Annotated in this window: 13 protein-coding genes; 6 read left to right on the top strand and 7 right to left on the bottom strand. The window is 64.2% G+C overall.

Going from position 1 to position 13,806, the window contains the following annotated elements:
• Positions 1–42: 42 nt before the first annotated feature.
• Both PVV74_RS07165 and PVV74_RS07170 read right to left on the bottom strand, forming a co-directional pair.
• Positions 43–1,032, bottom strand: coding sequence for an ABC transporter substrate-binding protein (locus PVV74_RS07165; RefSeq protein WP_274592742.1), 990 nt, complete (start codon positions 1,030–1,032; stop codon positions 43–45).
• Between the two features lie 67 nt (positions 1,033–1,099).
• On the bottom strand, positions 1,100–1,828 hold the full coding sequence (locus PVV74_RS07170) for a FadR/GntR family transcriptional regulator (protein ID WP_274592743.1): 729 nt from the start codon (positions 1,826–1,828) through the stop codon (positions 1,100–1,102).
• Between the two features lie 131 nt (positions 1,829–1,959).
• On the opposite strand from PVV74_RS07170, the gene PVV74_RS07175 reads away from it, so the two are divergent.
• The 6 genes from PVV74_RS07175 to PVV74_RS07200 all read left to right on the top strand — a co-directional run bounded on the left by PVV74_RS07175 (position 1,960) and on the right by PVV74_RS07200 (position 8,077).
• The gene (locus PVV74_RS07175; protein ID WP_274592956.1) at positions 1,960–2,646 is read left to right on the top strand and encodes a fumarylacetoacetate hydrolase family protein; all 687 of its coding nucleotides are present in this window, start codon (positions 1,960–1,962) and stop codon (positions 2,644–2,646) included.
• A 308-nt stretch (positions 2,647–2,954) separates the two neighbouring features.
• Entirely contained in the window at positions 2,955–3,125 is a 171-nt protein-coding gene (locus PVV74_RS07180) for a hypothetical protein (RefSeq protein ID WP_274592744.1), read from the top strand.
• Between the two features lie 11 nt (positions 3,126–3,136).
• Positions 3,137–4,399, top strand: coding sequence for an imelysin family protein (locus tag PVV74_RS07185; RefSeq protein ID WP_274592745.1), 1,263 nt, complete (start codon positions 3,137–3,139; stop codon positions 4,397–4,399).
• A gap of 61 nt (positions 4,400–4,460) precedes the next feature.
• Positions 4,461–6,017, top strand: coding sequence for a di-heme oxidoreductase family protein (locus PVV74_RS07190; protein ID WP_274592746.1), 1,557 nt, complete (start codon positions 4,461–4,463; stop codon positions 6,015–6,017).
• Complete coding sequence (locus PVV74_RS07195; protein ID WP_274592747.1) at positions 6,014–6,997, top strand: imelysin family protein; 984 nt, start codon at positions 6,014–6,016, stop codon at positions 6,995–6,997. The genes PVV74_RS07190 and PVV74_RS07195 overlap by 4 nt, the downstream gene beginning before the upstream one ends.
• A gap of 3 nt (positions 6,998–7,000) precedes the next feature.
• A complete protein-coding gene (locus PVV74_RS07200) occupies positions 7,001–8,077 on the top strand; it encodes a DUF1513 domain-containing protein (protein ID WP_274592748.1) in 1,077 nt (358 codons plus the stop codon).
• Between the two features lie 115 nt (positions 8,078–8,192).
• On the opposite strand, the gene PVV74_RS07205 is transcribed toward PVV74_RS07200, so the two are convergent.
• The 5 genes from PVV74_RS07205 to PVV74_RS07225 all read right to left on the bottom strand — a co-directional run bounded on the left by PVV74_RS07205 (position 8,193) and on the right by PVV74_RS07225 (position 13,786).
• Positions 8,193–9,638, bottom strand: coding sequence for an NCS1 family nucleobase:cation symporter-1 (locus PVV74_RS07205; RefSeq protein ID WP_103762979.1), 1,446 nt, complete (start codon positions 9,636–9,638; stop codon positions 8,193–8,195).
• A gap of 84 nt (positions 9,639–9,722) precedes the next feature.
• Positions 9,723–10,571: a bifunctional allantoicase/(S)-ureidoglycine aminohydrolase gene (locus PVV74_RS07210; protein WP_103762568.1), complete on the bottom strand. Its 849-nt coding sequence runs from the start codon at positions 10,569–10,571 to the stop codon at positions 9,723–9,725.
• Entirely contained in the window at positions 10,568–11,068 is a 501-nt protein-coding gene (locus PVV74_RS07215; RefSeq protein ID WP_103762569.1) for an ureidoglycolate lyase, read from the bottom strand. The genes PVV74_RS07210 and PVV74_RS07215 overlap by 4 nt, the downstream gene beginning before the upstream one ends.
• Positions 11,065–12,315 carry an allantoinase PuuE gene (puuE, locus tag PVV74_RS07220; RefSeq protein WP_274592749.1) on the bottom strand — a complete coding sequence of 417 codons (1,251 nt, stop codon included), beginning with the start codon at positions 12,313–12,315 and terminating at the stop codon, positions 11,065–11,067. Before puuE ends, PVV74_RS07215 begins: the two co-directional genes overlap by 4 nt.
• Positions 12,316–12,409: 94 nt before the next feature.
• Complete coding sequence (locus PVV74_RS07225; protein WP_274592750.1) at positions 12,410–13,786, bottom strand: NCS1 family transporter; 1,377 nt, start codon at positions 13,784–13,786, stop codon at positions 12,410–12,412.
• Between the last annotated feature and the right edge of the window lie 20 nt (positions 13,787–13,806).

Here is a 13,806-nt window from a genome sequence, read left to right on the forward strand (position 1 = left end):
AGGGCTCACCCCGGACGTGCCGGGATGAGCACCAGTGACGTCTTACTGGGCAGCCTTGGCCGCTTCGAGCGGGCCGAAGTTCCAGTAGTCGGCAGGGTCGATCTCTTCCGGGTTGCCTTCGACCTGGCCCGCCGCTGCGAGAAACGCGATGTCGTCCTTCGCATTCTGCGGCTCACCCCCGTCGAGCGGATAGACACCGCCCTCGACAGCCTCGGTGTAGTAGGGCACCGCGTCGGCCACGGCATCATCCGGCAGGTCCGGCAGAAGGCCGTATTCCTCGCGCAGGTCCGCCACGATGCTTGGGTCGGCGTCGATGTCCTTCCAGGTCCGCAGCAACTCCTCGACGAAGATCGCCAGGTCGTCGCCGCGTTCCTCGAAGGTCTCGGCATTGGCATAGAGCGCTTCGTCCGTCGCATCGACGCCTTCCAGCGGAAGACGCGCGAACTTGTCGCCGCCCTGTTCCTGCAACAGCCGGAAATTGGCCGCGTCCACGATCGTGGCGTTGATCGTACCCTGAAGCATGGCGCCCGCCCGCACTTCCGAGCCCGGAACATAGGAAATTCGGGAATACTCGATGCCGTGCTTGCTTTCCATCAGGCGCATCAGTGCCTCGGTGCCGGAACCGCGCGAATGGACCGTAACTTCTTCGCCGTCCAGGTCCTCCCATCCGGAATAGACTTCGCTGTTGACCACCGGGAAGAAAAGCAGGCTCGACATCCGGTAGAACATCCGGATCGGTGCCTTTGCGTTCTGGATAAAGGCATAGGGCGCGCCCACCCCGATATCCGCCTCACCGCCCAGAACCGCCTGAGAAGCGACATCCTCGGAGTTGAAGAAGGTCATCTCCATTGGCACACCACGTTCCTTGGTGCGCTCCATGGCGATCAGCAGGTTCAGGCTTTCGACACTTGCGATGTCACCGAAGGCCACGCGCAGCGGATCTTTGTCCTGCGCGAAAACCGGGCCGGCCATCGCCATTATCGTCCCCGCGGCGAGGCCCGCCACGGATTTCAGAATGGATCGTCTTTGCATATTCATCGTCTCCTCCCAAATTCGATGTTGAATGCCCGGTTGGCGGGCTCTGCGACTTGATCTGCTCTTATCCTTCGTCAAAGAGCCGTCGCGAGACCGACCCGAGATGGACGCGCATCGCGTCGTACGCACCCTCCGGATTACGCGCCTCGATCGCGACGGCAATCGCCTCATGCTCCCTGAAACTTTGGTGGTCTCGGTTCGGACGAACCGTGTCGCGCGTGACGCTGCCCCAGGCCACCGCCCGGCGGACCTGATTGAGCTGGTCGAACAGCGACAACAACAGCAGGTTATCGGCCGCCATCGCGATCGTGCGGTGGAAATGGTCGTCCTGCGCCTCGTAATCGTCCCAGTTGGGCGCCGACTCCGCGCGGTTCATGGCAAGGCGCATCCGCGTCATCGACTCGCTCGATGCATTCATCGCGGCCTCTCGGGCGATGGCGGGCTCGATGCAAAGCCGCGCGCGCATCATGCGGAACGGCGTCAACTGCCGGCCAAGCTGCACAAGCCCACCTGCGCCGCCCGAGGCAGCAGCGCCATTGGCCACAAAGGTGCCCTTGCCGACATGTCGCCAGATCACCCCATCCCGTTCCAGATGGTCGAGCGCACGCCGCAGCATCGAACGGCCCATCGCCAGCGCGCCTGTCAATTCCCGTTCAGGGGGCAGTCGGTCACCCGGCTCATAGCCACCATCGGCGATGAAGGCCCGCAGTCGTGCCACGGCATCATTCTGGTCCGACGGTTCCGGCTTGCTGAGCAAGTCGTCTTGCGAAATTGGTGCACCAATTGATCTCATGCCTGATCGATTCCCAGTTTTATCCGCAACCTATACTGCTTTCTTTCGAAAAAACCAGATTGGTTGCGATTGATCTTACCAATCCATATCGCTATTACAAGACACAATCCAAATTTTCCGGGAGGAATCGAATGTCAGACTATGTGATCCCCACGCCACCCGTCGTTGCGCTGCCCGTCGCGGGCAGTGCGGCGAAGTTTCCGGTGCGACGCGTTTATTGCATCGGCCGGAACTATGCCGCTCACGCCATCGAGATGGGCCATGACCCGGATCGCGAACCGCCTTTCTTCTTCCAGAAGAACCCTGACAACCTGGACCCGTCCGGCATTTTTCCGTATCCGGACCACTCATCGGATGTTCATTTCGAGGTCGAGATGGCGGTGATGCTCAAATCGGGCGGCGATAAAATCTCGATCAAGGACGCGGAGAGCCATATCTTCGGTTATGCACTGTCGCTCGACATGACTCGTCGTGACCTGCAGGGAGAGCAGAAGAAAATGGGCCGGCCGTGGGAAATCGGCAAGGCGTTCGAGCGTTCCGCGCCCTGCGGTCCGATTCATCCGGTTAGCGAGACGGGCCTGCTGAACGAAGGTCGCATCACGCTGTCGGTCAACGGAGAGGTTCATCAGGAGGGCGACCTGAACCAGATGATCTGGAAGGTGCCCGAGATGATTTCCTACCTGTCCGACTACTTCACGCTCGCTGCCGGCGACGTGATCCTCTCCGGCACGCCCGCCGGCGTGGGGCCGATCAATCGCGGCGACGAAATGCTGATGGCTGCCGACGGTCTGGGCGAAGTCAAGATCAAGGTAGAATGATACCGCGCCTGCCCAGGGCGCCGGCCATGGGCAGGCTTTTCTAACCTGAGACGCATTGTGGACGACCGGGTCACCCTTGCATCCGGCCGTCCCAGAATTCACAGAAATCATTGAATTTATTGGTGAATTACCAAAGCTGGTCGTGGCCTTGCCTGGCACCTGACCCGGCGCAAGGGTGATCCGGCGTCATGTCCGGACGAGGATCATGCGCCTTTTTGAATCCCTACTGAAAAACTCGACTATTGCATCGTCCGACTTATTCCGTCAGGAATTTGGCAGAGCGCAATCGGTCCAGCGAAAGATGCAGGATGACCAACGTTGATTCGCAACCCGGTGAGATCTGCCGAAACGCGCTGCTTCAGCTGGCAGTCTATGGCATTGCCGGACAGGGTCTGTCGGTCGAGCGGCTTCTGGATCGCATGGCAAGCCCGGATCGCCCGGACGATGAAGCCACGCCGCGCCGCCTTGGAACCCAATAGAGGACAAAGAGATGCTCCGCACCGTATTGACCACCACTGCCATCGCGACCGCGATGTCGGGACCCGCCCTGGCGCAGTCCGCCACAGAAGTGCTCGACACCTATGCCGATATCGCCGAGGCGAACTACGGCGACAGCCTTGAGGCCGCGCGTGTGCTGCAAGAGGCTGTGAGCGCCCTGATCGAGACTCCGTCGGCGGACACCATGGCCGCCGCCCGCGAAGCCTGGCTGGAGGCGCGTGTTCCCTACCAACAGACCGAGGTCTTCCGCTTCGGCAACCCCATCGTGGATGACTGGGAGGGCAAGGTGAACGCATGGCCCTTGGATGAGGGGCTGATCGACTATGTCGACGGTGCCTATGGTGGTCCGACCGATGCCAACCAACTGGCGGCGCTGAACGTCATCGCCAATCCGACCTTCACCCTGTCGGGCCAGGAGATCGACGCGACCGAGATCACACCTGACCTTCTGGAAAACACCTTGCACGAGGTGGATGGCATCGAGGCCAACGTCGCCACCGGCTATCACGCTGTCGAGTTCCTGCTGTGGGGTCAGGATCTCAACGGCCATGACGACGGCGCGGGCAACCGGCCCTGGACCGACTATGCGCAGGGCGATGCATGTACCAATGACAATTGCGACCGCCGGGCCGATTACCTGTCCGCGGCGACCGATCTCCTGGTTTCGGATCTGGAATGGATCACCGCCCAATGGGCAGAAGGCGGCGAGGCCCGCGATACCCTGATGGCCGACGAACAGGCCGGGCTCTCGGCCATCCTGACCGGTATGGGCAGCCTGTCCTACGGTGAAACCGCGGGTGAGCGGATGCGGCTGGGCCTGATGCTGAATGACCCCGAGGAAGAGCATTCCTGCTTTGCCGACAACACCCATAATGATCACTATTACAACGGTGTCGGCATCCGGAACATCTATCTTGGACGCTACGTGCGCACGGATGGCACCACGGTAAGCGGGCCGTCCTTGTCCGATCTTGTCGCTGCCCGCAATCCCGAGCTGGACACGGAAATGCGCAGCCGTCTCGCCGACGCGGTGCTGGCACTGGGCCGGATCAAGACCGCTGCCGAAGCGGGTTTCGCCTATGACGAGATGCTGGCCCGCGGCAACGAAGGTGGCGAGGCGCTGATCATGGGAGGCGTTGACGGACTGGTCGGCCAGACCCGGTCGATAGAACGCGTCGTTGCCGAGCTAGAACTGGGCGGGATCGAGATCGAGGGCTCCGACAGCCTGGACAATCCCTCCGCCGTCTTCCAGTAACCACACTCAAGCGGGGGTGCGGCGTGTTCGCGCCCCCGGCCTGTCGCACGACGTGAGACCCATGCGAAAGCCGCTGATTTTCCTGCTGCCGCTTGCGGCGGCTTTGTTCATTCCAGTTGCCGCACACCTGTCCGAGACTGCGCCATGGTCGGGCTTGGCGGATGTACATCTCGACATCATCCCGCGCACCGAGGCGGAGCGTGCACGCATTGCGGCGGTGACCGCGCGTCCAACCGATTTCTCTGCGGCCTGGGCATTCGAACAGAACCCCGCAGGCGGCCAGACCGTGCGGGCGCGCAACACGCCCGACGCCTTTTCCCAACCCGCCGCCAACCTGACCTTCGAACAGGAAATGGAGTTCAAGCTTGGCAATGGCATGTTCGAACGTGTCTGGGTTTCGGCACCCGCGTCGGCGCTGGCGTCGGACGGGCTTGGGCCGCTCTATAACGCGCGCTCCTGTCAGCGCTGTCACCTCAAGGACGGGCGGGGCCATCCGCCCGAAGGGCCCGACGACAGCGCCGTGTCGATGTTTCTGCGCGTATCGGTTCCGGCCGCGGCGGCAGAGGCCGAGGCGATCCATTCCTTTATCGAGGGGACCTATCCCGTGGCGCCTGAACCGACCTATGGCAGCCAGTTGCAGGACTTCAGCCTGCCGGGCCATGCGCCTGAATATCGGCTTCAGATCGACTACGAGGAGATCGAGGTCGTGCTTTCGGGAGGCGAGGTCGTCACCCTGCGCGATCCGGCCTACACAGCTGCCGATCTGGGCTATGGCCCGCTGCACGAAGCTGCCATGATCAGCCCTCGCGTCGCGCCCCAGATGATCGGCATGGGGCTGCTCGAAGCGATCCCCACGCAGGATATCCTGGCTTGGGCTGACCCCGAAGATATGGATGGCGATGGCATCTCGGGCCGGCCCCAGGTCGTCTGGTCCGACGTGCACGAGCAGCCGATGCTGGGCCGTTTTGGTCTGAAAGCCGGCAACCCGACCGTGCTCGAACAAAGCGCCAGCGCCTTTGCGGGCGATATCGGTATCTCCAATCCGGTCCACCCGGCAGGCTCGGGCGAATGCACCGATGCGCAGACCGATTGCACGGCGGCCCTGCATGGTGGCGACGCCGAACAAGGCGGCCATGAGATCGATCAGGTCGGTCTCGATCTGGTGACCTTCTACAGTCGGACGCTTGCCGTTCCCGCGCGCCGCGACGTGGAGGACGCCCGGGTTCTGCTAGGGCGCGAAGTCTTCTTTCAGACCGGCTGTGCCGATTGTCATCGTCCGAATTACGTGACCCATCGGCTGAAAGGTGACAACCCGGCCAGTTTCCAGTTGATCTGGCCATTCACCGACATGCTGCTGCATGACATGGGGCCGGGTCTGGCAGACAACCGCCCCGAAGGCCGCGCAAGTGGTCAGGAATGGCGCACTGCCCCGCTCTGGGGGATCGGCATGACCGAAACCGTGTCCGGCCACACATATTTCCTACATGACGGCCGCGCCCGGTCGCTGCTGGAGGCGATTCTGTGGCATGGTGGCGAGGCGCAGGCGGCCCGCGACCGGGTTGTCGATATGCCCCCCGCCAACCGCGACGCCCTGATCCGTTACCTGGAGAGCCTATGAGACTGCCCATCCTCGCCACGACGCTTTGCCTTGCCGCCCCAGCCCTGGCCGACGTGGACAGCGCTTTGGACCGGCACATCCTGCCGGGCTTTGACGCTTTCGCCGAAAGGGCCGCGGTGCTGGCGGAAACCGCGGCCGCGGACTGCCGTCCGAAAGCCGTGGGGCCGGCCTATCAGGCCGCGTTCGACGCCTGGATGCCGGTGGCGGACCTGCGCCTTGGCCCCTCCGAGACCGGGGCCCTTTCGATCGGTTTCTGGCCCGACCCGCGCGGCTTTACCCAGCGCTCGCTGACCCGTTTCATCGCCGAGGAAGACCCGATCGCCCGTGACCCGGAAGGCTATGCCGATGTCTCGATCGCCGCGCGCGGTTTCTTTGCGCTGGAAATGCTGATCCATGACCCGGCCTTCGCGGAGTATGCCCCCGGAAGCTATACCTGCGATCTTGTCACCGCGATCGCCGCGGACCTGCACAACCAGGCCAAGGCGCTGGAGGCAAGTTGGGAGGGGGAGTTCGCCGCCAACCTGCGCAGCGCCGGCGCTGAGGGCAATGCCACCTTCCTGACCGAAGACGAAGCCCTTCGCGCGCTCTACACGCAGATCCTGTCATCGCTGGATTTCACCGCGCAAAAGCGGCTGGGCTTGCCCTTGGGCACCTTCGACCGCCCGCGTCCCGCGCTGGCCGAGGCGAGGCGATCAGGGCGGTCCGTCCGCAACGTTGTACTGGCAGCCGAAGCCGCGCATGGGCTGGCCACGGCTCTGGCGGATTGGCCGACGCCTACAACCGACGCCGCTCTGGAGACCGTGCAAACCGCAGCGGCGCGAATCGAGGCGCCCGCGTTTCAGGACGTGACTGATCCACAGGCGCGGCTGCGCGCAGAGGTCCTGCAACAGGCCGTCAACAGCCTTCGCGAGGCCATTGAGCAAGAGATCGGCGCCCGCTACGGGATCACGCCGGGCTTCAATTCACAGGATGGAGATTGAACGATGGCCACGCGGCGCAGTTTTCTCGCATCGCTCATGGCGGCTGGCGCTGCCCCGCGCCTTGGCTGGGCGGCGGTGGGCGACCCACACTACCTGGCCGCGGCGAAAGACCCCGACGGGGTCTTTGCGCTCTATGGCGTGTCCCGGGACGGCACGACGACCTTTCGGGTGCCGCTTCCGGCACGGGGTCACGCCGGGGCGGGACATCCGCGGCGCGCCGAAGCCGTGGCCTTTGCAAGGCGACCGGGCCGTTTCGCGCTGGTGAACGACTGCGCGACGGGTGCGGTGCGCCACCGGCTGACCCCGCCCGAGGGGCAGCATCTGAATGGGCACGGCGTTTTTACCTCCGACGGCGCGCTGCTGCTGACGAGCGAGCAGCGGGCCGACACCAGCATGGGCATGATCGGTGTCTGGGATGCAGCGCAGGGCTACACCCGGATCGGAGCCTTTCCCACCGGCGGCATAGGCCCGCATGATATTCGGCTCATGCCCGACCGCGCGACCCTGGTCGTCGCCAATGGCGGCATTGCAACCGATCCCACGGACCGCAGAAAGTTGAACCTGGAAAGCATGCGACCCAGCCTCGTCTACCTGTCATTGGAGGGCGTCGAGCGGGATCGCGTGGAATTGGCCCCAGAGCTGCACCAGAATTCAATCCGGCACCTTGCGGTCCGGGCAGACGGGCTGGTCGGTTTCGCGATGCAATGGCAGGGCGAGGCCGGGGCCGCGACCCCGCTGCTGGGTCTGCACCGGATGGGCGAAGCGCCGGTTCTTGCCTCCGCGCCCCTGGCCGATGAACTTGCGATGGATGGTTATGCCGGAAGCATCGCTTTCAGCGGGGACGGGGACGGCCCCGACCTGGCCATCACCTCGCCCCGAGGCGGGCGATTGCATCGGTTCACGGATGACGGCACGTTCCTGGGCCGCGTAACCCGCGCGGATATCTGCGGTCTGGCGCCACTCGGGTCGGGATACCTGGCCAGCGACGGGCTCGGCGGGCTGTTCGCCATCGACAAGGCCGGACCGCAAGCGCTGGCCCGGCACGACGTCGCCTGGGACAACCATATCGTCATGTTGTGATAGCGGGCGAACCTGAAACCCTCAGGTCGTCGCCCCGGACGCGCGCCACAAGGCTGATCCGGTCCGCGGTAGGCCGGCAGCATCACTCTGCCGCCGGCCGCCATTTTTGCCAGGGTCAGGTCGTAGCGGACGTCTTGGCCAGCGCATAGTACAACGCGCCGCCAAGGCAGGCCCCGATCACCCAGTTATACCCCGACAGGAACCCGAACCACGGCACCCAGACCGTCGCGACCGAGAAGATCGCCGCGATGGCAAAGACCTTGACCGCCGTGAGGTTCCAACCGTTGCTGTAATGATAGCGCCCCCCCGACATGTCATAGAGATCATCCACGTCCAGGATTTGCCCGCGATGCAGGTAGTAGTCCACGATCATGATCCCGAACACCGGGGCCAGCGTCGCACCCAGCGTGTTGACGAACCCGCTGATGCCGACCTCGCTGATGAAGCTGGTCCAGAAGCCGCCGATGATCAGCGCCAGGAACGAGGTGATCAGCCCCGCCTTGCGAAAGCTGATCTTTTCCGGTGCAAGGTTGGCGATGCCATTCACCGCCGGGATGAAATTGGCGACAAGGTTGATCCCGACCGTGGCCGCAAAGAAGGTCAGCGCGGCGATGACCCCCAGCAGCACGCTATCCGTGCGCTCGACGATAACGCTGGGGTTGGTGATCTCCTCGCCAAAGACGACAGCCGCCCCCGCGGTGGTCAGCAGGGCCAGCGCCGAGAACAGGATCATGTTGAACGGCAGCCCCACCAGGTTGCCCAGCACCATCGAACGCTTGTCGCGCGAATAGCGCGAGAAATCGCTGAAGTTGATCATCACCGCGGCGAAATAGGCCACCATCGTGCCGACGATCGCGACGAAGCCGTTGAACTCGGTCAAGAAGGTCGCATCCGGATTGGCAAAGATCGTGGCGGTCGCGTCCAGCAGCTTGCCGTCGGCGCGTTGCCAAAGCACGATCAGCAGGCCGATCATCACCAGATAGACGAAGGGCCCGGCGATGTTCAGGAAGGTCTCGACCCAGTTCATGCCACGCCAGAAAATCACGATGTGAAACGCCCAGACGATGAAAAACGACAGCCAGTCGATTCCGGTCAGGCCCAGAACCTCCGCGCCCCCGGCCTCGATCCCGGTCAGGGACCGGATCAGCAACGCAACCGCGGTCGAGGCAAAGTAGACCTGCACACCGTACCAGAACACCGCGACCGTCGCCCGCAGGACCGCGGGCAGGCGCGCGCCGCCGGTGCCAAGGCTGGCGCGGGCCAACACGGGATAGGGGATGCCGTATTTCTCGCCCGGCGCACCGGACAGGTTGACCATCCACATGGTGAACAGCCCCGCGGCGATCAGCGCGGCAAAGGCGGTCCAGCCGCTGACCCCGTAGGAGATGAACAGCGACGCCACCAGCGAATAGCCGAACAACGACTGAACGTCGTTGGCCCAGACGTTGAAGATCGCGAACCATCCCCAGGTCTTTTCCCCGGGCTTGACCGGCTGAAGCGTGTTGCCTTCCGGGTCCAGCGTGGACCCGGCATGGCCGTGGTTGTTATCGATTGCAGTCATGGTGTCCTCTCTGTCCATCGACATCATTATTGTTTTTTGAATTGGCCCGGCGGCGTGTCGACTACCGCTGCCGGGATGCGCCGCTCAGCGCGGCAAGTGACCCAAGGCCCCGGGCGCGAGCGGCATGTGCCGGTTCACGTCCTTGTAAAGAAGATAGCGGAACGGCTCCGGCCCCCCGGCATAGCAGGCCTGCGGGCAGAACGCGCGCAACCACATGAAATCGCCGGCCTCCACCTCGACCCAGTCCTGGTTCAGCCGATAGACCCCCTTGCCCTGCAACACGTAAAGCCCGTGTTCCATGACATGGGTTTCGGCAAACGGGATCACTGCGCCCGGCTGCAGGGTGACGATGGTCACATGCATGTCGTGGCGCAGGTCGTCGGGATCGACGAACCGGGTGGTGGCCCACCGGCCGTCGGTGTCGGGCATCGCGGTCGGTGCGACATCTGCCTCGTTGGTAACCAGCGCCGGGGGCGCGTCGATCCCGTCAACCGCCTGATACGCCTTGCGTATCCAGTGAAACCGGGCCGGCGCCGCGCCCGGTACCCTCAGCTGCCAGTCCGTATCGGGCGGGATGTAGGCGTATCCGCCGGGAGCCATTTCGTGCGCCACGCCATCCAGCGTCAGCCGCAGCGTCCCGTCGACGACGAACAGCACCGCCTCGACCCCTGCTTCGGTTTCGGGCCGGTCGCTGCCGCCGCCGGGCTGCACCTCGGCGATATATTGCGAGAATGTCTCGGCAAAGCCCGACAGGGGCCGCGCCAATACCCAGAACCGGGCCTTGTCCCAGAACGGCAGCTTGCTGGTCACGATATCGCTCATCGTGCCGTGCGGGATCACCGCATAGGCCTCGGTAAACACCGCGCGGCCGGTCAGCAGCTGACTCTGGGGCGGCAACCCGCCCTCGGGATAGGCATAGGTGCGGTCGCTCATGACAGGTCTCCCTGGACTGTGAAAGGTTGCTCGAACCAGTGTTCTTCAAGGTTGTCGCCCGGTCCGATCCGGTCGATCACCAAAAACCGGCCCGGCCCGCCGATCGGGTTCAGGACGCCGTGCCAGACGCCGCGCAGCAGGTTCACCGCCTGTCCGGGCTGGCTGAGAAAGGCGCGCGGTTCGCCGGGGCGGCCCGACGCATCCGGGGCCACGCAGATCAGCATCGCCACGGGATCCATCGGCACGAAGGCCTGGCTTCCCAGCGGGTGACGCTCCATCATCCCGAGGCTGGCGGGCAGGGTTTCCGCCTCGGCGTCGAACAGGCTCAGCCCGGCGCGGCCCTCGTCTCCGAAATCGAGCCGCGCGCGGTCGTGGAACCGGCCACAGCGACCCTGGTTTATCATGATATCGGGCGCGCCCCGAGCCTCGATCACGTCGCCGAACGGGGCAAAGGCCTCTGCCGTCAATGGAGCGGCCTGAATGCGCGGGCCGCTCATGGCAGCAACTCTCGCAGGCGCCGCAGAAGCGCGGTTTCATACGCCGTGCAGGCACGGTCGACGGCGCGCGCGTCTGTCGCCGCTCCGGGATCATCCCCGCCCGCGCCGACCGTCGCGGACTGCGCCGTCCCGGCAAGCTCTTGCGCCAACGCCGCACGCTCCGCGTCAGAGGCGCTGCGCAAGGCGCGGCAAAAGGCATTGTGCAACCCGATGGCGCTGTCATGGCCCGGCCCAAGTTCCAGTGCCCAGGCCCGCGGGGCCAGCCACTTGCCCGCGCCAAGCGTCGGTCCGAACACCTGGATGAAACGTCCCTCTTTCATCGCGCTGGGGCGTTCCTGGCGATGGTGGGGGTGGGTGGCGGCCCAATGCCGCGCGATGTCGCTGCGGCGCGGGCACCAGACGGCATCGTGACGCTGCACATGCTCGATGAAACGGCGCAACCCGGCGATCTTGCCGGGGCGGCCGATCAGGCGGCAATGCAGCCCCACCGTCATCATCTTCGGCGCGCCCGCCGCGCCCTCGGCATAAAGCGTGTCGAACGTGTCCTTCAGGTAGGTCTCGAAATCGCCGCCCGTCACCCAGCCAGGCGTGGCGGCAAAGCGCATGTCGTTGGTTTCCAGCGAATAGGGGATCATGAGTTGATCGCGCCGGGAGAATTCGCGCCAGTGGGGCAGATCGTCGTCATAGCAGTCCGAGATATAGTCGAACCCGCCTTCCTCGGCGACAAGGCGCACGGTGTTGACGCTGCACCGGCCCGTGTACCAGCCGCGCGGCCGTTCGCCGACCACCTCGGTATGCAAGCGCACCGCTTCGGCGATTGCCGCGCGCTCCTCGTGTTCGGGCATGTCCTTGTGGTCGATCCACTTCAGGCCGTGGCTGGCAATCTCCCAGCCGGCGCCGGTCATCGCCGCCACCTGTTCGGGGCTGCGCGCCAGCGCGGTCGCGACGCCATAGATCGTCAGCGGAATACCCGCCCCTGTGAACAGGTCGTGCAAGCGCCAGAACCCGGCCCGCGCGCCGTATTCATAGATCGACTCCATGTTCCAGTGACGCTGGCCCGGCCACGGCACCGCGCCGGGAATATCCGACAGGAACGCCTCCGAGGCCGCGTCGCCATGCAGAACGCAGTTCTCGCCGCCCTCCTCATAGTTCAGCACGAATTGAACGGCGATCTTCGCACCATCGGGCCAGCGCGGGTCCGGCGGCGTCGCGCCGTAGCCGCGCATGTCACGGGGATAGCGGGTCATGTCTGCTCCTTTGTTGAAATCTGTCCGGGCACGCGTCAGCGGCGGACGGGCGGAAGGGGCCGGCGCGCGGCCCCTTCCGGGCAATATGCGTGCCTCAGCCGTCGAGGAACCGGCGCGCGGCGGGCATGTGCCGCATCAGCAGGTAATAGGTCAGCCCCGCCGGGATGAGGCTTGCATACCACGAAACCGACGAAAAGGTCAGAGCCGCGGCAATCCCCACGGCCATCGCGATCAGCGCCGCCGGGTTGAATCCCTTGTAGTCACCGGTCTCGTCGTAAAGCTTGTCCAGGTCCAGCACCTGCCGGCGCAGCACGTAATAATCCACCACCAGGATCGCAAAGATCGGGCCGAGGAAGGCGCTGTAGGTCTGGATGAACAGGTTCAGACCGGCGGCGGACTCGTCCTTGACCAGTTCCCACGGGAAGGTGGCGAAGGCCAGCAACCCGACCAGCACAGCCGACGTCTTGTAGTTCAGCTTGAACACATCCATCAGCGCATAGGCCGGCGGCACCACGTTGTTGAGAATGTTGGTCGTCACCTGCGCAAAGGCGATGAACAGCAACGTGATGACCAGCAACAGCTTGTTGTCCACCGCGTTCGAGAACACGCGGATCGGGTCCACCTCGCCGGTCGCACCCGACACCATCAGCCCGATCAGACCCATGAACAGTGTCGCGGGCAGGATCGAGTTGGCATAGATCACCACCTGCCGCGTGCGCCCGACGGAACGGCGCAATTCGCGCGAGTAGTCCGACACGTTCAGCATCATCGTCGCGTAGATCCCGAGGAACAGCATTGTCGCCCCCCAGAACGGCGCGCCCCAGGTGCCTTCGACATTCACGAGGTTCGTGCTGATCTCCTCGCCGTATTTGCCGATCACCGACACGAACATGTAGATCAGCGATCCGATGATGAAGACCGAGCCGATGTTTTCCAGCCACTTGATGCCATGGAACCCGAGGACCGACAGGAATATCTGCAGGAACTGGAAGCCGATGAAGAACACGACGATGTTGGAATAGCCAAACAGCGTTTCACTCACCAGGTTCAGCGCCCCGGCACCGATCCAGCTTTGAAAGCCGAACCAGACGATGGCCGGAACCGACCGCACCAGCGCGGGAATGCGCGAGCCGGTGAACCCGAAGGCGGAGCGCACCTGCACCATCATCGGAATGCCGTACTTGTGGCCTGCCGCCCCGTTGATCATCAGCGCAACGCCGATGACGGTGCAGCCGATGGCGATGGCCAGAAAAACCTGAAGCAGGTTCAGCGTGCCCACCAGGCCCGACCCGATGGTAAAGGTGCCAATCGACACGCAGCCGCCCAGCCACGCGAACAGGTACGACCAGGGATCCATGATCCGGGTCTCCTGCGGGGCCAGCGATTCCTCGCCCAGGCCCTTCTTGTCGATTGCATGGGGTACGTGGTCTTCCTGGGGCATAACGCCCTCGTTTGTATCCGAAATTGTCATCTGTCTCCTCCCAGTTGTCT

It is taken from the genome of Roseovarius sp. SK2 (genome assembly GCF_028807495.1).
GTDB classification, from domain to species: domain Bacteria; phylum Pseudomonadota; class Alphaproteobacteria; order Rhodobacterales; family Rhodobacteraceae; genus Roseovarius; species Roseovarius confluentis.

Excerpts from the sequence above, each read along its gene's own strand:
- PVV74_RS07200 (WP_274592748.1), top strand. The coding sequence starts at position 7,001 with ATGGCCACGCGGCGCAGTTTTCTCGCATCGCTCATGGCGGCTGGCGCT.
- PVV74_RS07225 (WP_274592750.1), bottom strand. The coding sequence starts at position 13,786 with ATGACAATTTCGGATACAAACGAGGGCGTTATGCCCCAGGAAGACCAC.
- puuE (WP_274592749.1), bottom strand. The coding sequence starts at position 12,315 with ATGACCCGCTATCCCCGTGACATGCGCGGCTACGGCGCGACGCCGCCG.
- PVV74_RS07210 (WP_103762568.1), bottom strand. The coding sequence starts at position 10,571 with ATGAGCGACCGCACCTATGCCTATCCCGAGGGCGGGTTGCCGCCCCAG.
- PVV74_RS07180 (WP_274592744.1), top strand. The coding sequence starts at position 2,955 with ATGACCAACGTTGATTCGCAACCCGGTGAGATCTGCCGAAACGCGCTG.
- PVV74_RS07205 (WP_103762979.1), bottom strand. The coding sequence starts at position 9,638 with ATGACTGCAATCGATAACAACCACGGCCATGCCGGGTCCACGCTGGAC.
- PVV74_RS07170 (WP_274592743.1), bottom strand. The coding sequence starts at position 1,828 with ATGAGATCAATTGGTGCACCAATTTCGCAAGACGACTTGCTCAGCAAG.
- PVV74_RS07185 (WP_274592745.1), top strand. The coding sequence starts at position 3,137 with ATGCTCCGCACCGTATTGACCACCACTGCCATCGCGACCGCGATGTCG.
- PVV74_RS07190 (WP_274592746.1), top strand. The coding sequence starts at position 4,461 with ATGCGAAAGCCGCTGATTTTCCTGCTGCCGCTTGCGGCGGCTTTGTTC.
- PVV74_RS07195 (WP_274592747.1), top strand. The coding sequence starts at position 6,014 with ATGAGACTGCCCATCCTCGCCACGACGCTTTGCCTTGCCGCCCCAGCC.
- PVV74_RS07175 (WP_274592956.1), top strand. The coding sequence starts at position 1,960 with ATGTCAGACTATGTGATCCCCACGCCACCCGTCGTTGCGCTGCCCGTC.
- PVV74_RS07215 (WP_103762569.1), bottom strand. The coding sequence starts at position 11,068 with ATGAGCGGCCCGCGCATTCAGGCCGCTCCATTGACGGCAGAGGCCTTT.
- PVV74_RS07165 (WP_274592742.1), bottom strand. The coding sequence starts at position 1,032 with ATGCAAAGACGATCCATTCTGAAATCCGTGGCGGGCCTCGCCGCGGGG.